Origin of the sequence: Holdemanella porci (genome assembly GCF_019052655.1) — a bacterium.
GTDB classification, from domain to species: domain Bacteria; phylum Bacillota_I; class Bacilli_A; order Erysipelotrichales; family Erysipelotrichaceae; genus Holdemanella; species Holdemanella hominis.
Genome location: NZ_JAHQVB010000024.1, coordinates 1 through 19,340 on the forward strand (window position 1 = coordinate 1; position 19,340 = coordinate 19,340).

22 protein-coding genes and 1 tRNA gene are annotated in these 19,340 nt (G+C 33.8%); 19 read left to right on the forward strand and 4 right to left on the reverse strand.

What is annotated here, in order from left to right; genetic code table 11:
* The first annotated feature begins 267 nt into the window (after positions 1–267).
* Positions 268–555, forward strand: coding sequence for a DUF6037 family protein (locus KTQ83_RS05900; protein WP_227403201.1), 288 nt, complete (start codon positions 268–270; stop codon positions 553–555).
* Positions 556–675: 120 nt separating this feature from the next.
* Here the strand turns inward: KTQ83_RS05900 and KTQ83_RS05905 are convergent, their stop codons facing one another.
* Positions 676–1,095, reverse strand: a complete 420-nt coding sequence (locus KTQ83_RS05905) for a hypothetical protein (RefSeq protein ID WP_186999183.1) — start codon at positions 1,093–1,095, stop codon at positions 676–678.
* 328 nt (positions 1,096–1,423) lie between these two features.
* Here KTQ83_RS05905 and KTQ83_RS05910 point away from each other — a divergent pair, with 328 nt between their 5' ends.
* From KTQ83_RS05910 to KTQ83_RS05925, 4 genes are all read left to right on the forward strand, one after another.
* Complete coding sequence (locus KTQ83_RS05910) at positions 1,424–1,900, forward strand: pyridoxamine 5'-phosphate oxidase family protein (RefSeq protein WP_217256571.1); 477 nt, start codon at positions 1,424–1,426, stop codon at positions 1,898–1,900.
* A gap of 28 nt (positions 1,901–1,928) precedes the next feature.
* A complete protein-coding gene (locus KTQ83_RS05915; RefSeq protein ID WP_217256572.1) occupies positions 1,929–2,489 on the forward strand; it encodes a GNAT family N-acetyltransferase in 561 nt (186 codons plus the stop codon).
* A 54-nt stretch (positions 2,490–2,543) separates the two neighbouring features.
* Positions 2,544–2,792 (forward strand): DUF3781 domain-containing protein, encoded by a 249-nt coding sequence (locus KTQ83_RS05920; protein WP_117925613.1) that lies wholly within the window; start codon positions 2,544–2,546, stop codon positions 2,790–2,792.
* Between the two features lie 564 nt (positions 2,793–3,356).
* Positions 3,357–4,046, forward strand: a complete 690-nt coding sequence (locus KTQ83_RS05925; RefSeq protein WP_217256573.1) for a hypothetical protein — start codon at positions 3,357–3,359, stop codon at positions 4,044–4,046.
* 1,294 nt (positions 4,047–5,340) lie between these two features.
* On the opposite strand, the gene KTQ83_RS05930 is transcribed toward KTQ83_RS05925, so the two are convergent.
* Positions 5,341–6,261: a helix-turn-helix transcriptional regulator gene (locus KTQ83_RS05930; protein WP_217256574.1), complete on the reverse strand. Its 921-nt coding sequence runs from the start codon at positions 6,259–6,261 to the stop codon at positions 5,341–5,343.
* An 8-nt stretch (positions 6,262–6,269) separates the two neighbouring features.
* Positions 6,270–6,644 (reverse strand): ArsR/SmtB family transcription factor, encoded by a 375-nt coding sequence (locus KTQ83_RS05935; RefSeq protein WP_244975790.1) that lies wholly within the window; start codon positions 6,642–6,644, stop codon positions 6,270–6,272.
* A gap of 171 nt (positions 6,645–6,815) precedes the next feature.
* Here KTQ83_RS05935 and KTQ83_RS05940 point away from each other — a divergent pair, with 171 nt between their 5' ends.
* The 4 genes from KTQ83_RS05940 to KTQ83_RS05955 all read left to right on the forward strand — a co-directional run bounded on the left by KTQ83_RS05940 (position 6,816) and on the right by KTQ83_RS05955 (position 9,744).
* Positions 6,816–7,034, forward strand: coding sequence for a cation transporter (locus KTQ83_RS05940; protein ID WP_004799061.1), 219 nt, complete (start codon positions 6,816–6,818; stop codon positions 7,032–7,034).
* A gap of 143 nt (positions 7,035–7,177) precedes the next feature.
* Complete coding sequence (locus tag KTQ83_RS05945; RefSeq protein WP_244975791.1) at positions 7,178–9,013, forward strand: heavy metal translocating P-type ATPase; 1,836 nt, start codon at positions 7,178–7,180, stop codon at positions 9,011–9,013.
* A 5-nt stretch (positions 9,014–9,018) separates the two neighbouring features.
* Positions 9,019–9,324: an ArsR/SmtB family transcription factor gene (locus tag KTQ83_RS05950; RefSeq protein WP_217256577.1), complete on the forward strand. Its 306-nt coding sequence runs from the start codon at positions 9,019–9,021 to the stop codon at positions 9,322–9,324.
* Positions 9,325–9,570: 246 nt separating this feature from the next.
* Positions 9,571–9,744, forward strand: coding sequence for a hypothetical protein (locus KTQ83_RS05955; protein WP_217256578.1), 174 nt, complete (start codon positions 9,571–9,573; stop codon positions 9,742–9,744).
* Positions 9,745–9,933: 189 nt separating this feature from the next.
* Here KTQ83_RS05955 and KTQ83_RS05960 read toward each other — a convergent pair.
* A tRNA-Trp gene (locus tag KTQ83_RS05960) sits at positions 9,934–10,008 on the reverse strand.
* Positions 10,009–10,142: 134 nt separating this feature from the next.
* On the opposite strand from KTQ83_RS05960, the gene KTQ83_RS05965 reads away from it, so the two are divergent.
* The 10 genes from KTQ83_RS05965 to KTQ83_RS06010 all read left to right on the forward strand — a co-directional run bounded on the left by KTQ83_RS05965 (position 10,143) and on the right by KTQ83_RS06010 (position 19,318).
* On the forward strand, positions 10,143–11,423 hold the full coding sequence (locus KTQ83_RS05965) for an adenylosuccinate synthase (protein WP_217255940.1): 1,281 nt from the start codon (positions 10,143–10,145) through the stop codon (positions 11,421–11,423).
* A gap of 40 nt (positions 11,424–11,463) precedes the next feature.
* Complete coding sequence (locus KTQ83_RS05970; protein ID WP_217255939.1) at positions 11,464–11,628, forward strand: hypothetical protein; 165 nt, start codon at positions 11,464–11,466, stop codon at positions 11,626–11,628.
* An 8-nt stretch (positions 11,629–11,636) separates the two neighbouring features.
* On the forward strand, positions 11,637–12,410 hold the full coding sequence (locus tag KTQ83_RS05975) for an HAD-IIB family hydrolase (RefSeq protein ID WP_217255938.1): 774 nt from the start codon (positions 11,637–11,639) through the stop codon (positions 12,408–12,410).
* Positions 12,411–12,506: 96 nt separating this feature from the next.
* Positions 12,507–13,265, forward strand: coding sequence for a hypothetical protein (locus tag KTQ83_RS05980; RefSeq protein ID WP_244975792.1), 759 nt, complete (start codon positions 12,507–12,509; stop codon positions 13,263–13,265).
* Positions 13,266–13,521: 256 nt separating this feature from the next.
* Positions 13,522–14,784 carry a PTS sugar transporter subunit IIC gene (locus KTQ83_RS05985; RefSeq protein WP_244975793.1) on the forward strand — a complete coding sequence of 421 codons (1,263 nt, stop codon included), beginning with the start codon at positions 13,522–13,524 and terminating at the stop codon, positions 14,782–14,784.
* 10 nt (positions 14,785–14,794) lie between these two features.
* Positions 14,795–16,696 (forward strand): BglG family transcription antiterminator, encoded by a 1,902-nt coding sequence (locus KTQ83_RS05990; protein WP_217285030.1) that lies wholly within the window; start codon positions 14,795–14,797, stop codon positions 16,694–16,696.
* Between the two features lie 64 nt (positions 16,697–16,760).
* Positions 16,761–18,089, forward strand: coding sequence for a 6-phospho-alpha-glucosidase (locus KTQ83_RS05995; protein ID WP_217255936.1), 1,329 nt, complete (start codon positions 16,761–16,763; stop codon positions 18,087–18,089).
* Positions 18,090–18,104: 15 nt separating this feature from the next.
* Positions 18,105–18,398, forward strand: coding sequence for a PTS sugar transporter subunit IIB (locus KTQ83_RS06000; protein ID WP_186999175.1), 294 nt, complete (start codon positions 18,105–18,107; stop codon positions 18,396–18,398).
* Between the two features lies 1 nt (position 18,399).
* On the forward strand, positions 18,400–18,720 hold the full coding sequence (locus KTQ83_RS06005) for a PTS sugar transporter subunit IIA (RefSeq protein WP_186999174.1): 321 nt from the start codon (positions 18,400–18,402) through the stop codon (positions 18,718–18,720).
* A 1-nt stretch (position 18,721) separates the two neighbouring features.
* Positions 18,722–19,318 carry a hypothetical protein gene (locus KTQ83_RS06010; RefSeq protein ID WP_186999173.1) on the forward strand — a complete coding sequence of 199 codons (597 nt, stop codon included), beginning with the start codon at positions 18,722–18,724 and terminating at the stop codon, positions 19,316–19,318.
* The last annotated feature ends 22 nt before the right edge of the window (positions 19,319–19,340 follow it).

Genomic DNA, 19,340 nt, shown 5'->3' on the forward strand with positions numbered 1-19,340 from the left:
GGCTAGACTTGAAATTAGAAAATCCATTTCATTTTTTACGAATTCTTTATGTGAAAGATTCCCACCGTTAAAATTAATCTTGTCAAAAAGTGAATTAGTTTGTATCATAGGTATGGCTCCTTTTTTTGGCTTTGACGCCTATATTATAGAGGAGCTTTTCTTATATGAAAAGTTCACCTAATGGGTGATAAGAAAAATTCGTAGATTTCCTTTAAATTAGGAACATTCTACGAATTTTTATATTTTCATGAATAGTTCAGGAAATACATTTCAAATCATGCGCCGCATAAATGCAAAAGACGTATAGTTGATCCTGCGTATTTGGTTCGTTATCGTCAACATACGATTAAAGATAGTGATGAACCATGGAAAATATATTTTAAAGGCTGGAATAATCACGTATTGGATAAAAAAACAGCAAGAAATTTTGATAAAACGGAAAAGCTATTAGGAAAAAGAGTAGCTGATTATTGCAAAGAGCATAATATTAGTTCGATGTGGTCCGATAAAACTAGTGAAAAAAAGAAAGTAACGTATCCATGGCAGAATAAATAAAAAATAAGGTGTTGTAACGAAATGGGTTTCGAACAACACCTTTATTACTGTTGAATGCTTAGTATGATAATTATAAGAAGAGCCTTATGTATAACGAATAGTTATAGCTGCTAGTGAATATTATTCTAAAAATATTTTTAAAGCATTTAAAGATAAATCATCTATATAATGGCCTTCTAATAATTCTATAGATACGTATTTGAAAGGTTTATCTATATCATCTATTAAGCGTTGTTTAAAGATGACTTTGGATTTATCAATTAAATAGGTGAATTTTGCACGGTCATAAACATAATAGTTCTCAATGTCATGTAGAGTATAGAAATATGAATAATCGTTTAAATCTGTGTAAGTGGATCCAATTTGTATGTTTGTATAAGATCCAAGTGTTTTAAGTCTAATCACAATAATTCTGTTTGCATCTGGTTCTTCTCTTTTATAATTTGTGAATGAAGTTTCAAAATGCCGAAGGTGGAGAACGGCAATGGTACTTAATCTCGGATATAGAAAAAGCACACCTGTTTTCGCTGTTTGTTGCAAAAACAAGTACGCCTGCAAAATGTCGTAAAATCAAAGATACTTCCGTCAGCTATTGGTTGAACAGGCATTTCTAGTTGCTCTGTCAACATAGCCGACGAAGGTATTACGACTGGTTCGTTGTCGGTTTCATTCAGTTTTTCACGGTATTACGGTGGTGTTATAAAGCAATATAGGTTTTTACAAGTTTTATTGGTAATAGGATGGTGTTACAAATTTTTTGTATGAAAATTAAACACGATATGTTTCCTCTCTACAAACCACTTATATTTTGTGTTAAAATAAATCAAAAAATCGGAATTTGTATCAACGTAAAAAGGAGAGCAATATCATGTTTAGAACAATTCGTAAAAAGAAAAATGAAATCAGCATTGACACGGCAAAGGCTCTTTTGCAGTCCAGCCGACGTGGCGTTCTTGCCGTAAATGGAGATGACGGATATCCCTATGCAATTCCTATCAACTATGTCTACGATGACGATGCGCAGAAAATTTATTTTCATGGAGCACGTGTAGGTCATAAAGTAGATGCACTGCGTGCCTGTGACAAAGTATGCTTCACGGTATATGGAAATGAAACCATCAAAGAAGAAGATTGGGCACCGTTTGTGCAGAGCGTTGTGGTATTCGGCAGATGCCACCTCATAGAATCCGGTGCAAGAGCAACAACTCTGTTAAAACGATTTGCAATGAAATACTATCCCAGCGAACAGTTAGTTGATGAGGAAATTGCCCATGCAGGAAAGGCTGTGCAAATTTTTGAAATAGACGTGGAGTACCTCAGCGGCAAGGAAATACAGGAACGATAAATTAGAATTTGTGGAGGAGAAATACTATATGACCACAGATGTTATTAGTGAAAAAGATGGTTTTGTAATACGTCTAGCCAAAGCAGATGACGCAGTTAATTATTATGAACAGAATTATTGTCCTTTAGATAAGGAAGTGGCACGTTTGACTGGCTGTAAAGAAGAATTTTCAAAAGAAGAAGTAGTATCCTTTTTTCTGAAATCGCTTGAGGAAAATGATAGGTATTTCTTTTTGATTATAGCACCTGACGGAGATATTATAGGTGAAAGTGTAATTAATGAAATTGATTGGGATTTGAGGTGTGCTAATTTCCGAATAGGTCTTTATCGTCAAGCGGAAAGAGGAAAAGGTATTGGCACATGGGCAACGGAAATTACTCGTGATTTTGCTTTTGAGAAACTAAAATTACATCGTTTAGAATTAGATGTGTATTCATTCAATTCCAGAGCCGAAACAGTATATTTAAAAGCAGGATTTAAGCGGGAAGGTGTTTTAAGAGATGTTATTATGGATGGCGCTAAGTATGCAGATGATATATTGATGTCGATTTTAGAAGATGAATGGAGAACATTAAAAACGCAACGATAACTTACAATTTATTGATTTGTTAGATAAATAGTAATTTTTTGAGGAGATTAAGTTATGGAAGATAAACAAATATTACTTGATAATATAAGTAAAGTGCATACTACTGAAATGGGGATTGATAGAATTAAGAAGAATCTAAAATTGAATACTAATGATGTAGTTGAATTTTGTAAAAATAAAATTTTAGATAAGAATTGTAATATTTATAAGCAGGGTAAAAATTGGTATTGTGAAATTGATAATATTAAAATAACTATTAACTCTTATAGTTATACAATTATTACAGCACATCTAATCAAATAAATTCAAGTTTAGTTTTCTCAGTTTCCGTGAGGATGGCTTGTCTAAGTTGTAAAAAAAGAAGACCTTCATCGAAAGCACCTGCATCTAAGAACATCTGTGATTACATCTCGAACGCCTAAGGACAAAGAGACTTAATGTTTCTTTGTTTTTTGTGCTTTATTGAGCACGAATAAGCAAACGTAATTCTTAGTTTCATGAAAACAATCTCAGGTTATTGTGTGAAGGTTGATTGAAATTTGTTTTGGCTATTGGTTGATCTATATATAATCTGGGAGACTATTCTGTTATAAAAAGATTTTTATTTGACCTTTTAATAATTCGTTTCGAAAAGTAAAAAAAATAATTTTTTTCGAATTGTTTGCCAAAAAGTTTGCCCAAACATGGTAAAATCGACTTTTTGACGACAAAAAAACTCTCAAATCCACTTTATATAAAGTGTTTTTGAGAGCTTTAAGTTTCAAACTGGCACCTGTTGGGTGGAAAAAGTCGAACTTTTACCTCATATATGTATCTTAACTCAGGGAATTCCCTGAGTTTTTTTGTGCAGGAGCGGAGGTGGTTCGAATGAAGCAGGATTTTATTACTTTTGAAGAAGAATTTAACCATTTTTCTAGTAAATTTGAGCTTCGCTATATCCAAAATGTCATCGATATATGGCTGGACTTTCAAATCATTCAGAAAGACATGCTTTTGTTCGTAAAAAGTCCGAATGCTCATCCAGACGGGCCTATGATTCGATCCGATCCTTCGAAAGATCATCTGTTAGATGTGATCCTGGAGTTCGACCTTCATAGGAGTCGGTATCTGGAGATCAATACCGCTTTTCAGCGATTCACTCGTTCGGAGCAGGTGGATTTTTACAAGATCTATCTCCAGGGAGAAGATATCGGCTATTTTACAAAATACGATCTGCTGGTCAAGCTTGCAGGATTGACCGAAGATTTTATCTTTTCCGAAGAAATCGGATCCTATTATTCGATATTGAAAAAAAACTATCTGACAAGGGTGCAGGATGCTCTTCGTGAACGGAAGAAGAACATATCTCATTGGATCGATAGATACGGTTTTCTTATCCATCCGGACTGGAAAGGGAACTGGGACAGAGGCAATGGAGAAGCCTCCAGACATCGGACGATGTTTGTTTTGGCCACCCTGTATAAGGATGGACTGCTGTCTGAAAGATATCTGTTCGAACATATCAAGAAATATCGAGGCGGGAAGAAGTATTACCAATTCCTGATGAACGATCTATAAAAAAGGTGGCAGAACTGCCACCTGTAAAAATTGAATATTTAAAGGTAAAAAAATGAAAAATGGGAACGCCAATTCCCAAATTTCAAAGATAAAATGTACAAGGTACATTCCTGTTTAACCCATGTATATGTTAAATCAATTCTCGATACAATGCAAGTACATTTTATTTCACCTTTCAACCAAGTGTGTCACGAGCCATATCTTTGCCAGGACCCTTTCGAGTAAAGGAAAGCGAAGAAAGTCGTGCTAAATATGTTCAAGCTGTTTTGAGCATAGGATGAGAAGCAGACCGTATATCTATCGGTGCATTGCGGAAACAGCATTCGACCCATGATGCAGCATACGGCCTGCAAGAAACAACCAACGATAGATGGCGGCGATCCAGGGAAATCTAGTTCCTGGACCGTCGTTATTGAGAGAACCGTGGCAAATACTCAAGTAAAGAGAAATGGGACAAGGGTGGACACGCTGAGAGATATCAATGTAGGTGCGGAGGGCGTTGCATTTGATATTAAAAAGTTACGAGACCAAAAGGAGAACATGCATAGAGCAAGTATCCTCTTTTTAATATGACATTGGTACTGGAGACAGAGTGCTAGATTATGAAGCGAAAACTATGACGGCGAGGGTGAAAGAACCAGAATCATACACTTCGAAGGAGATGAAATTCCGTCTCCTTAGGGAGAAGTGTATTCGCTCTTCCTATTCTGGACTCGGATGAAAAGTATATATGGAAAGCGTCATTTGTAAAGGTAAAGATAATAAATTGTTGATTATTTTCATATAATTAGTGATGGTCATGATTTAATGTGCTACAACTTAAAGGATAACGCAGGATTATGATGGAAATACGGTCGTAGTACGAAAGGTAATCACTATAAATTATATTCAAATTATAGACTGTAATTAACGAGTTCTGAAGGTGCAATAATAAAGCACTTAGTCTATTGATATGACTAAGTGCTTTTATATATTGATTGGAATGATTGAAGTGCTAAACAAGAAATCACAGATTTCTTATAGGATATCTAATGACTGTTTTCCATTTTTGGGAGAAACCTTTCTTGCATCAGATAAATAGATTTCGTATGGAATCTTTCATTGTTCATATCATTAACATATCCGTTTTGCTCCAAATAAGCATTCATGAGTGCAACGGTTACTAAGGATATACTATTTACACAAAATTCTTGACACTACTGAGATACTAGGAGATTATCACAGTATCTCTTTTTTATGCAAAACCCTATTGCACATAAAATATTGATTTAAAGCTATTGTACAGAGCATTAAATTATTTTAACTTGTTTGAATGGAATATTCGATACTCTGTTGGTAAAACATCATAATATTCCTTAAAAGCTTTAGAAAATTTACTTTGGCTTTCATACCCTACTTCTTTCGCAATTTCCTTTATACTTTTTGATGTATTCATTAGCAAATGAGTTGCCATTTTCATTCGGTGTTCTTTTATATGTGAAGCAATAGACGTACCGTATACAGCTTTAAAGACGGACTTTAATGTAGTAGGATTGATAAGAAATTTGCGTGCTGTTTCATCTATTGTTATCCGTTGGTTTATGTTATCTAAAAGGTATTTGTGTATATTGCGAACAATTTCAATTTGTTCAGATTGATATTCAGACAATCGTTTTTCTGTATCGAACGATAATTTACTTAGATACAGTAAGAGTTCTATCACTTTTATTTGCCAATATGCAAGTTGAAATTCTTTTGGCTGATGATAGAATGATGTAAAGATAGCGTCTGTTTCTTCATTGCCAATAAAAGCTGAGAAATTTCCATCTTTACAAAATTTATCAAGTATACTATTTCCTGTAATCCCAGTATTTTTTAATAATTCGGGCGGTTCTTCAGAAAGGGTATTTAAGTCAATATAAATGCTAATCCCTTCATAGTATTCATTAGGTAAAGTCATTGTAGAGTTAGAGCAATATTCCATTGTATGTAATGAAAAATCATGTTCACCTAAGTAAACGCTATTTCCATTAGACATTTTCCACCCAATTCTTCCCTTATGACAGTAATTGATTTCTAAAATATTTCTTAATGGCTCATGCGTATCAGTATGTTTGTTGCCAGTTAATGACATAAAAGCAAGCTTTATACCTTCGTATAAATCATAACTAACTATAGGATATTTATGAGAAAGTTCTTGAATACATTTTTCTAATGATGTGATTTTTTTGCTCATAATAATATTTACTCCTTGTGTTCAGGGCAGGTAATCATCAAAATCCTTTCAATCATTTTATGCAATAATACACTTTGCTCTGTATTTGCTGATTTATAGTAAACTTCTTTTCCTACACGTCTGCTAGATACTAAATCTTTGTTTCGTAACTCTCTAAGATGATGGGATATGGCAGGACTTGTCATTTTCATCATTGCAGATAGATTTAGAACACATTCCTCATAATGACATAAAAGCCAAAATAAACGAACACGTGTAGGGTCGCTTAATTGTTTAAATAATTCTGAAACTATTTGAAAGTGTTGAATATCATTAAGCTCTTCTAATAACTCAGTATTATCTATTTCGTTATGATGATTATGTGGTAATTTCATATAAGACATATTCGATCTTCCTTTCATTTTGCTCTGTTTAGAAATGTGTTTCGCCCATTTAGTAGGTAATCACATATCTCTGTTGACTTTAGGTTATGAGAGAATTATACTGCAGTCATAACAGTTAAACAAGTATTTAATTGTTGAATGTAAATAACAATTATGAAAGGAGATATTATAATGAAAAAAACTTACAAAATTGAAGTTGACTGTGCAAACTGTGCAAATCTTATGGAGGATGCAGCAAAAAAGACAGCTGGAGTAGCAAATGCAACTGTAAACTTTATGACACAAAAAATGATTGTAGAGTTCGAAGATGGAAAAGAACCAAAAGCAGTTATGAATGATGTTTTAAAGGCTTGCAAAAAGGTAGAGCCAGATTGTGAGATTGAACTTTAGAAAAAACGCACCCCTAAATATAAAAGGGGTGCAAATTTAAAATGAATATATGAATGATTAAACATATATAAAATAAATAGGAGGAATGGACTGTGAATAAAAAGCAGAAAAAAATGTTGACAAGAATTATTATTGCGTCAGTTATGATTATTGCTTTGAATTTGATACAGGTAACAGGAATTGCGCAACTATTACTTTACTTAGCAACATATTTAATAATCGGCTATGATATTTTAAAGAAAGCAGGCAAAGGAATTATAAACCGACAAGTTTTTGATGAAAACTTTTTAATGGCGGTGGCAACAGTGGGAGCTTTTGCGCTAGCAATTTACTCAGGAAGTGGGGATTACAATGAAGCAATCGCTGTTATGTTGTTTTATCAAATTGGAGAATTATTCCAAAGCTATGCAGTTGGAAAAAGCCGAAAAAATATTAGTGCGTTGATGGATATTCGTCCAGATTATGCAAATATAGAAATTAATGGAAAATTAGAAAAAGTAGATCCTGATGAAGTTGGTGTTGATAGTACAATTGTTGTGCAGCCAGGAGAAAAAGTTCCATTAGATGGTATTGTAATAGAGGGTTCGTCGAGTCTTAATACAAGTGCATTAACAGGTGAGAGTTTACCTCGTGATGTAAAACAGGGCGATGAAATCATCAGTGGCTGTATCAATATGACTGGTGTTTTAAAAATTCAAACAACAAAAGAGTTTGGTGAATCAACAGTTTCAAAAATTTTAGAGCTTGTGGAAAATTCAAGTTCAAGAAAATCCAAATCAGAAAACTTTATCTCTAAATTTGCAAAGGTATATACTCCTGCAGTATGTTATGGAGCATTGGCATTGGCGTTATTACCTCCGTTGGTGCAAATGTTGTTTTTAGGCCAAACAGCACAATGGGGAGTATGGATTTACAGAGCTCTGACTTTCCTTGTAATTAGCTGTCCATGTGCATTGGTTATCAGTATCCCACTTAGTTTCTTTGCTGGTATCGGTGGTGCTAGTAAAGAAGGTGTGTTGATTAAAGGTTCTAATTATATGGAAACTTTGTCAAAAGCAAAGTATGTCGTGTTTGATAAAACAGGAACTTTGACACAAGGTGTATTTGAAGTAAGTGCTGTTCATCACAATGAGATGGAAGAAAATAAACTTTTGGAATATGCTGCTTTGGCAGAATGTGCTTCTTCTCACCCAATCAGCAAAAGTTTGCAAAAAGCTTACGGGAAGGAAATAGACCGTAGCAGAGTTTCTGATATAAAGGAAATCAGTGGACATGGAATTATCGCAAAAGTAGACGGCAATGAGGTGGCTGCTGGAAACAGCAAGCTTATGAAAAAAATAGGTGTAGAGTATCATGATTGTCATAGCGTTGGAACAATCATTCACATGGCAATTAACGGAAAATATGCGGGACATATTGTAATTTCTGATATATTAAAACCTCATTCAAAAGAAGTGATTGCGGAATTGAAAAAAGCTGGGGTAGAAAAAACAGTTATGCTTACAGGAGACGCAAAACGCGTGGCAGACCAAGTGGCACAATCACTTGGAATTGATGAAGTATATAGCGAATTACTTCCAGCAGATAAAGTGTCAAAAGTAGAAGAACTACTTTCCACAAAAGCAGAGAAAGATAAACTAGTCTTTGTCGGAGATGGAATTAATGATGCACCTGTATTGACTCGTGCTGATATTGGAATTGCAATGGGTGCAATGGGTTCTGATGCGGCAATTGAAGCTGCAGATGTAGTCCTTATGGATGATGATCCATTAAAAATTTCTAAAGCAATCAAGATTTCGAGAAAATGTCTTAGAATTGTATATCAGAATATCATTTTTGCATTGGTTATCAAATTTGCATGTCTTGGGCTAGGTGCAATAGGTATTGCGAATATGTGGTTTGCTATTTTCGCAGATGTTGGTGTCATGATTATTGCAATATTAAATGCTATTAGAGCATTAAGAGTGCATAATTTATAATTTAGATGAAAATGCAAAAACTTGTTATAGAAGATTGCTTGCAATTGGTGGAATTTTTCAAAACGCTGGGAGATTCTACAAGACTAAGGATAGTGCTTGAATTAAAGACAAAAAGGTGTGTTGGAGAATTAGCGGAAGAATTACAGATGTCTCAGTCGGCAGTCTCCCACCAATTAAATATATTAAAAGCTAATGGTATAGTAAAAAGTCAAAGACAAGGAAAATACATTTATTATATAGTGCAAGATGAATATGTACAAAATGCTATTGAACGATGCAAAATAATGTTTGATACGGAGTATTGTTTGTAATATTTAAGATTAAACAAGATGGATATAAGAAATAATAGAAAGACGGAATGATCCAGACAAGGCGGTGGGAAAATCTCTTAGATTTTTTCACCGTTTTTAATGGCTGACTTACTTTGATAGTTAAGCGAGCTTGCGAGAGAACATCAAGCTCTCGTTATCTAACGAGGGGAAAAAACAAGAGACAATAGATACGTCTATTCATTTTCAATATAAGAAACAATTTTGCTTATCATTTGGTAAAACCGAATGGATATTATCGAGTATTTAGCTCATTGTAAGGGAGAGAGTATCATGATAATTAGGGATATGATTAAGGATGACATTAATCGTACGATTAATGGAGTTGTCCAAGTAGTACAAGATGTTATTAAACAAGAAATAAAAGAATATGTAGTTACATCAGAATTAAAAAAGGCTTAACCTTCAATTTGCTGTTATGACATAAATAATGTCAAAATTGCTTGTATGCTGTGAGTATTTGATAGATAGATACTTATATGAATACCATTACTATAATCTCTTTATAACATAAATTGATATTTAAACATAACAAAAAAGTTCTCAGAATGCTTAACTTAAAGCTTTTTTCTGAGAACTTATTACTTTACATGGCAGGGGTAGTAGGACTCGAACCCACATCAACGGTTTTGGAGACCGCTATCTTAGCCTTTGGACGATACCCCTAAGTGCCTGTTAATGATAACATGAATTAAATGGTTGTGCAAGCTCTTTTTTTAAAAAATCTCAATTGACAATAATATGAGGGTTACTTATAATTAATTAGGTATTGTAAAGAACATACCTAAAAGGAGGCTCTTATGTCAAGCCAAGTAGTTGTAGGTACCCAATGGGGCGATGAGGGTAAAGGAAAAATCGTCGATGTTTTAGCAGAAAAGGCGGATATGATCGTTCGTTTCCAAGGTGGAGACAATGCAGGTCATACAGTCATTGTAAATGGTAAGAAACATGTATTGCACTTATTACCAAGTGGTGTTCTACATGAAGAAGCAACTTGTATCATTGGTCCAGGAGTTGTTTGTAACCCATTCGTATTATTAAAAGAAATGGAACAATTAGAAAAAGATGGTTTATCAACTAAACACATCATTATTAGTGACCGTGCACAGATGTTAATGCCATATCATCAATATCAAGATGAATTAGAAGAGCAAGCTGCATCTAATAAAATCGGAACTACAAAACGTGGAATTGGTCCATGTTATGCAGATAAGTATGCCCGTCATGGTATTCGTTATCATGAATTTAAGGATTTTGAACATTTTAAAGTTCGTTTAAAAGACTGCTTAGATTTCAAAAACAAATTATTTACTGCCGTATATGGTGGAAAAGCTATGGATTACGATAAGATGGTAGCTGATTTTGATGCTATTTATGATCGTATTATTCCTATGATTCAAGAAACAACACACTTAGTCAATGAAGCTTTGGATGGAGATAAGACAGTATTGTTTGAAGGGGCTCAGGCAGCAATGCTTGATATCAACTATGGTACATATCCTTATGTAACTTCTTCAAGTCCAACAAGTGCTGGTGTTACTACAGGCGCTTGTGTTGCACCAAGTCGTATTCAGACTGTTGTGGGTGTTGTTAAAGCGTATTCAACTCGTGTTGGTGAAGGACCATTCGTTACTGAATTATTAGATGACCAAGGTGAATGGATTCGTGAACACGGTGGAGAATATGGAGCTACTACAGGTCGTCCTCGTCGTTGTGGATGGTTAGATCTATTAACTGTAAAACACGCAAACTTAATGAGTGGATTAACAGATATTGTTATCACTAAGATAGACGTATTAGATGGTTTAGATGAAATCAAGGTTTGTGTTGGATACGAAATCGATGGTAAAGAATATAATTATATTCCTAGTGATCAGGCAGATGTTGCCAAGGCAAAACCAATCTATAAAACTTTCAAAGGTTGGAAGACAGATATCACTAAGATGACTACAGTCGATCAATTGCCTCAGGAATGTTTAGACTATGTACACTTCATTGAAGAGTTCACAGGCGTACGTGTTTCTATGATTTCTGTAGGACCAGATCGTGTTAATAATATTTACGTACATGAGATCAAGTAATTTGATCTCTTTTTGATATTGTGAAAGGGGCAATGGTTTGATGATACCTGATACAGTTCATGGACATATAGAAGAGATTGTATGTGGAAAAAGCGGATTGACATTAAACCATGAAATTCGAGATATGGAAGAATATGTTACGAACTTGAGTGGGAAACAAAATTTAAGATGTGATGGTTGTATTGACGAGGATACAAGAAAGTAGGGAATCGAATGAATAAAAAATATTTTTTCTTTGACATTGATGGTACTTTAACTGATCGAAACACTGGTAAAATCGTGCCGAGTGCACAAGTGGCATTAAATGAACTTCAAAAGGCAGGTCACTTTGTGGCTATTGCGACAGGTCGTGCTCACTATAAAGCACGTAAGTTTATGGAAAGTGTGGGTCTTCATGATATGGTTTGTTGTGGAGGTGGTGGATTAGTCATTCATGATGAATTGGTTCAAAATATTCCTTTAGATTTAGAAAAATCAAAGAAAATTGCCAAACAAGCCTTGTCTTTAGGGTATGGTGTTTTATTTGCGTTAGATGATTCAATTAAAGTATATACATTAGATCATACTTTCCAGAATCAAGTTGGAGACCGTAAGGAACCAACGGAATATATTTATGATGAGAACTTAGATGTAGATGCATTGGATGTAATCTATAAAATGTATATCTCAATCCCTAAAGAGAAAGAATCCGAATTGACTTTAAAGGATACTTTAGGGAATATGCGTTTTGTACCCGATTATTTAATGTTTCAATATGATGCTAAGCATCAAGGTATTCTAGATATGATGCAGCATGTTGGTGGTGATTTAAAAGATGTGGTTGTCTTTGGGGATGACACTAATGATATGGTTATGTTTGATCCACAATGGACAAGTGTAGCGATGGGAAATGCGTGTCAGGAATTAAAGGATATCGCAACAATAGTCACAGATGCCAATGTAGATGATGGTATTTATAATATTTGTAAGAAAATGAAATGGATTTAAGGCCCTAAAAAGACACTTTTTTGATTTTTATTAGAAAAATTGTCTTTTTTTACGTATATGAGTATGTAGGAAATCCCTACTTGAAAAGAGGTGCTCATGCGTAGCGCAAATTTATTAAATGATTTCGCCTTTAAGTATGTGTTTGGCGAAGATTGTAAGGAGGCAAACGATGCCTTAAAATCATTACTCACGGTATTTTTGGAAAGAAAGGTGGTGAATGTACATGTAACGAATGTGGGGGTTGATCCAATACTTGAAGCTTTTGTAGAATTTGACGATAACACCAAGATGAAACTAGCTATTCTTATAGATCAAAATATAATCAAATTACATCACTTATCTGAATATTATCTTATGAGGTTGTTTGGATCACTGGAAGAATATGATTTAAACCCATGTCAAGTCATTGCGTTCTATGATGGTAAGGAATGTGAATTTGAAATAGATCTTCAATTTAGAAATGATAATGGTATTTTGTTTTTTCCGGATGTCATGTTGAAAATATCTGTGTATTCAACACAAAATTTAGATAAGTCTTATGATCAGATGGATGATAAAGAAAAAATGGTATATTACTTTTTGAATTGTCGTGATAATGGTAAAACTAAGATGATAGAAAATGATGAAGTAATTCAAACGGTAGAAAAACGAGTAGAAACCATATCGAATGATTGTTGGACAAAATGGATTGAAGACTTTAGAATACAACAAGAAAATGAACTAAAACTTGAATTTGAAGAAGCTCATAAACGCTTAGCGGAAGCGAATAAACGATTAGAGGAGGATCAAAAACGATTAGAGGAAGCAAATAAAAAAGTACAAGAAGCAAATAAACGTGCAAACGAATCAGATTAAAAGATTGCGCAAATGAATCAAGAAATGACATTGATAATCTAAACTATGCTTTCAAATGATATGAGCGTATCTTAAATTGCGAAGTGTGTATCGAAAAGTGAAGAAGAAATTATGAAATGGATATCGTAGTCGCCTTTATGGCGACTTTTTTTCTTGCCACTTTAAGTGGAAAAAGAAGATTTGAGAATTATAATGTGAACATTTAATATATAGATAACAATTTGGTCGACAAAAATTGTATACGAGGAGAGCGAAAATGGAAAAAATTCAAAACGTACTTATGAAGTATTTGATGCCAATTGCGAACAAGCTTGAACAACAAAAACACATTCAAGCAATCAAAGATGGTATCGTTGCTTCAATACCTATTATTATTGTTGGTTCATTCTGTACTATTTTCTTAGGTATTGCCAACCTTTTGGGAAGTGGACCTGTTTATGATTTTTTAAATGCAAACATGGGGGTCTTGACATATGCATCAGCATTCACAAACGATATGCTTGCGGTATATGCGACATACTTTATTGCGAAGACTTTATCTGAAAAATATGATTTAAAAGGAAGTCAACCTGCTGTTACTGCTTTAGTTGTCTTCTTCATTCTTTGTGCTGTAGTCAAAGATGGTCAACTAAGTACATCTTATTTAGGATCAACTGGATTATTTACAGGTATTGTAGCAGCTTTATTTACAGTTGAAATTTATCACATTTGTTACGAACGCAAATGGTATATTAAAATGCCAGAAAGTGTACCACCAATGGTACAAGATATGTTTGCGGCATTAGTACCATTAGTATTGAACACAATTATCGCAGTTGCGATTGCGAATCTTTCATTGACTTTTGGAAAGGTTGCCTTCCCACAATTGATTATGAATGTATTAGCACCAGCTGTAACAGGTATGGATACACTACCAGCTTTATTGATTGTGATGTTCTTTACGCAATTATTATGGTTCTTTGGATTACATGGACCAAGTATTACATCTGCTGTATGGGCATCTTTTGCGATTGCGTATGCCGCTGAAAATATTGCAGCTTATACGGCAGGACAACCTGTTCAACATATTTTTACTTTTGGATTATTCTATTGTATATTATGTGTATCAGGATCTGGTTTAACGTTAGGATTAAATATTTTAATGATGAGATCAAAGGCAAAATCATTGAATTCAGTAGGTAAAGTATCCATTATTCCAAGTTTGTTTGGAATCAATGAACCATTAATTTTTGGTACACCAATTATCTTGAATCCATTTATGTTTATTCCATTTGTGTTCGGACCATTGATCTGTACAACAATTGTATATTTAACAATGAATTTAGGCTTAGTCGGTAAACCAATTGCCAATCCTCCAGGATTCTTGCCTCCAGGAGTAAGTGCATTCTTAATGACATTAGATTGGAAGTCTGTAGTCCTAGTATTTGTATTGTTGATTCTACAAACTGTGTTCTATTATCCATTCTTTAAGATGATGGAAAAAGATGAGCTACAAAAAGAACAAGCTTTAGAAAAATAGGAAGAGAAAAATGTTAACAGCTAGACAATTAAAAATTATCAAATTGATTATGAATAATCCGGGGATTCATGGAAAAGAAATATCAGAAAATCTAAATGTGTCAACACGAACTATACGTAATGAAATCACATTTATGAATGATGTGACAAACTGTATATTAATACGTTCGAGTACCAAACAAGGATATATGATCAATGATGAGCACCTAGATATTATTCATAACATAGTCAATCAGGATAATGAAAATATGGATCTAGCTGTCTATCGTATTTACAAAATTATAGGTAAAATACTATTCTTTGAGGATTGCAGTATATACGATTTATCAGAATTATTAGGTTTATCTGATTCTGTAATCCGCAAAGAAATCAATAAAGTGATTCAATTTTTGTTGAAAAACTACAATGTGGAATTGTTCAAACTAAAAAAAGATGAGTGTGTCATTTTATTAGAAGAAAGTGACATTCGTGAGCTTCTTTTTAAAATCGTAAAAGACATGGCACTCGAAAATCCAGATGCATTAATGGACATTCTTTATATGCTTCTAAGTGATTCGTGGGTTATGAAATATTATAAATCCACAGAGGAAGATATTATCAAAATCATGAATGGAGAACAAATCTATTTATCAGAAACAGACTTATCTATATTTACAGCATGCATCTTGATATGTCGAGTACGAAATTTAAATGGATACAATCTAGAGGGTTATCAAATAAGTTCTCCGGACGATCTTTCCACACGTGTCATTACTAAATTATCTATGCAGTCACCTTATTTAGAGCAGGCTGATATTCCGATTCTATATAACCTTTTACATACATTTAAAATGAAATCAACGGATGAAGTACCTGAAATCACAGATTTTACAGTGCTTGTATATGATGAATTTTGTAATGAAGTATTCGATAAATATTCAATCAACTTAAAGGAATCGGAAGCTTTATCTAGTAAAATGCTTTTGCACATAGAATTTATGAATCGACGAGTTATTGGTGGATATGAATTAAAAAATCCCATTGTTGATGATGTAAAGACAAAGTTTCCATTTGCGTTTGAAATCAGTATGATGATTGTTCCTATTCTTTTCAAATACAAACGTGTTTATGTTACAGAAGATGAAATTTCATATTTAACTGTATATGTGGCACAATTTTTAGAGAATGAAAATGTAAAACTTAAAACAATCGTTGTTACAAGTCAGCAACACAGCGTTAAACAATTGTTGACACAATGGCTTGAAATGTATTTTAAAAACCAGATTGAGATCGTGAATATCATAAATAAGGAAGCTTTGAAAAAAATGGATCTTACATCAATTGATCTAGTCATTACGTTGGATTCATTTCTGATCTTAAAAGGTGTTGAAGTATTCAGTATGGATAAGCTACCAGAAATCAAAGATATTGAACGATTGAATTCAATGATTCACATGATTCGTATGAATAAACGTGTTTCTAAGATATTAGATTGTTATATTCAAAAAGAACATGTAAAGGTATATCCAGACACAAAAGAACTGCCTGAACTCTTACTAGAGATGTCTAAAAAGTTGCACGAATCAGGATTTATATCCGATACAAAAGGATTTTATGAAGATGTTTTGTTGAGAGAAAAGAATTATCCAACTAATTTAGGATCACAGATGATGGTTCCACATGCCCTGTTTACATTTGCCGATAAAACAGGTATAGAAGTGGCCTTGTTAAAAAAAACATTTGAACATCATGGAAATCAAGTGAAGCTCGTATTTTTATTAGCGCTCGAAAAGAAACGAAACGATGAAATGAACTTGTTGTTTCAATTCTTTAACCAAATTGTTTCACACAAAAAATATATGCATCAGCTTCTTCAAAGTGAAGATAGCGATGCCTTCATTAAAAACTTATATAGTTTTAAATTGTTAGAGTAAAAAAACAATAAAATCAAACATAATACATGTATCAATTTATTGTCTTAGAAAGAGAGATAGTAAAATGAAGAAATTTTCAATTGTTATTGCAGGTGGAGGAAGTACATACACTCCAGAAATTATTTTAATGTTGTTAGACAACCTAGACCGTTTACCATTAAGAAGTATCAAATTATATGATAACGATGAAGAACGTCAAAATCATGTCGCAAAGGCATGTGAAATCTTAATCAAGGAAAAAGATCCAACCATACAATATGTCGCAACAACAGATCCAGAAGTAGCCTATACAGATGTTGACTTTGTATTAGCACACATTCGTGTAGGTAAGCTTGAAATGAGATCTCTAGACGAAAAGATTCCGTTGAAATATGGTGTTGTTGGACAAGAAACATGCGGCCCAGGAGGCATGGCCTATGGTTTACGAAGCATTCCGGGTGTATTGGAAAACATTGAATATATGGAAAAATATTCACCAAATGCATGGATGTTAAATTATTCCAATCCGGCTAGTATTGTAGCAGAAGCATGTCGTCGTTTTAAACCAAACTCAAGAGTTATCAATATTTGTGACATGCCAATTGGTATGGAGCATACAATTGCACGTATTTTAGGCTTCAAAAGTCGTAAAGAAATGTGTATCCGTTATTATGGGCTGAATCATTTTGGATGGTGGACATCAATCAAGGATAAGGATGGAAAAGAATATATTCAAGACTTGATTGCACACCAATTAAAATATGGAAACTGTTTAGCCGATGATGATGCATCACATTATACAGATAGCTCATGGTTTGATACAGCTAAAAAGGTAAAAGACATTATTTCGATTGATCCTACGATGTGTCCAAATTCATATTTCCAATATTATTTGTTTGGAGATGATATGGTGGCACATACAGATCCAAATTATACTCGTGCTGATCAAGTTGTGGATACAAGAGAAAAACGTGTATTTGGTGAATGCGCTCGTATTGAAAAAGTAGGTACCGCAAAGGATACAACACTACAAATCGGTATTCATGCTGAATTTATTGTGGATCTAGCAACGGCCTTAGCATTTAATACACATGAAAGAATGTTGTTGATTGTTCCAAATAACGGAGCGATTTCAAACTTTGAAAAGGATGCTATGGTTGAAATTCCATGTATTGTTGGAAAAGATGGATATGAACCACTTACTGTGGGTGAAATTCCACATTTCCAAAAGGGATTGATGGAACAACAAGTAAATTGTGAAAAGCTTGTTGTAGATGCGTATGAGCAGCACAGTTATTTAAAAATGTTACAGGCATTAACTTTAAATAAATGTGTTCCAAATGCCAATGTGGCAAGAAAAATTTTAGATGATTTTATTGAGGCGAATAAAGCATATTGGCCAGAACTAAAATAGAAAGAGGAAATCAAAATGAAAATATTGTTATGCTGTAATGCAGGAATGTCAAGTTCAATTCTTGTGAAAAAAATTAGAGATGTTGCTGAAAAAACAGGTGAAGATATTGAAGTGAGTGCAGTAGCTAATGCTTCAATTAAGAACGAAGTGGGTAAATGGGATGTATGCTTAGTAGGTCCACAATTGATTTATGCGGTGGATTCAATTCATCAACAATTAAATATTCCAGTTGCAAGTATTGAACCTAGAGTATACGCAATGGCAGATGGAGCTGCTGCTATTGAAATGGCAAAAAAATTATTGGGGTAATATGGCTAACGTTGAACAAATATCACAAGTTGCTATGCAAGTTATTACATATGCTGGTATGGCAAAGTCAAGTTATTTAGAAGCTCTTAAATATTATCGTGAAAACGATCAAACAGCTTACGAACAATCAATGTCAAATGGAGATGTAAGTTTTTCACAAGCCCACGAAGCCCATCTTCAATTGTTACAGCAGGAAATGAATACGCAAGAACCACAAATCACAATGTTAATGGCGCATGCGGAAGATCAGCTTATGTCAGCAGAAACAATAAAGACTTTGATTCAAGAAATAATTTTATTAATAGAAAGTAGAGGCAAATAAAATGACAATTTGGGCAGACATTCAGACAAAGAATGGCTTTGCATCCGACGAAGTACAATCTTCATTACAGAAATATATTCGTCGTGCAAAAGTTGAAGAAGCTTGTCAAGCAGCCTATGAATTATATACTTCAGGGCCAGTCTTCTTAGACAAAATGTGGTCTCGTCTAGAAACGATTGCAGTTGAAGATGTTGGATTTGGAGATTTAAATGTTCCAGTTTTAATTCATGCATTAGATCAAATGCGTAAAAACTTCCCATACAATGATGGGGATCAACCAATGTATTTTATCCATGCGATTCGCGTACTTTGTGCATGTACAAAGGATCGTTCAAGTGATTATTTGAAAAATATCATTATTAAGGAATCTGCCATGGGAAAAATCATGGAAGTACCAGATATCGCCTTGGATAAACACACTAAGCGTGGACAAGAAATGGGACGTGGATCGAAACACTTCTTTGAAGAAGCTACAAAAGTGATTCCACAATTAGAAATCGATAATGATTATCGTGAACGCTATGGAAAGATTCTTGAAACATATGATCCGGATCATGTTGTTGAGAATGCATTCAAATATAGTTCAGAACAATATTAATGGAAAGTGAGTGTAAGAGAAT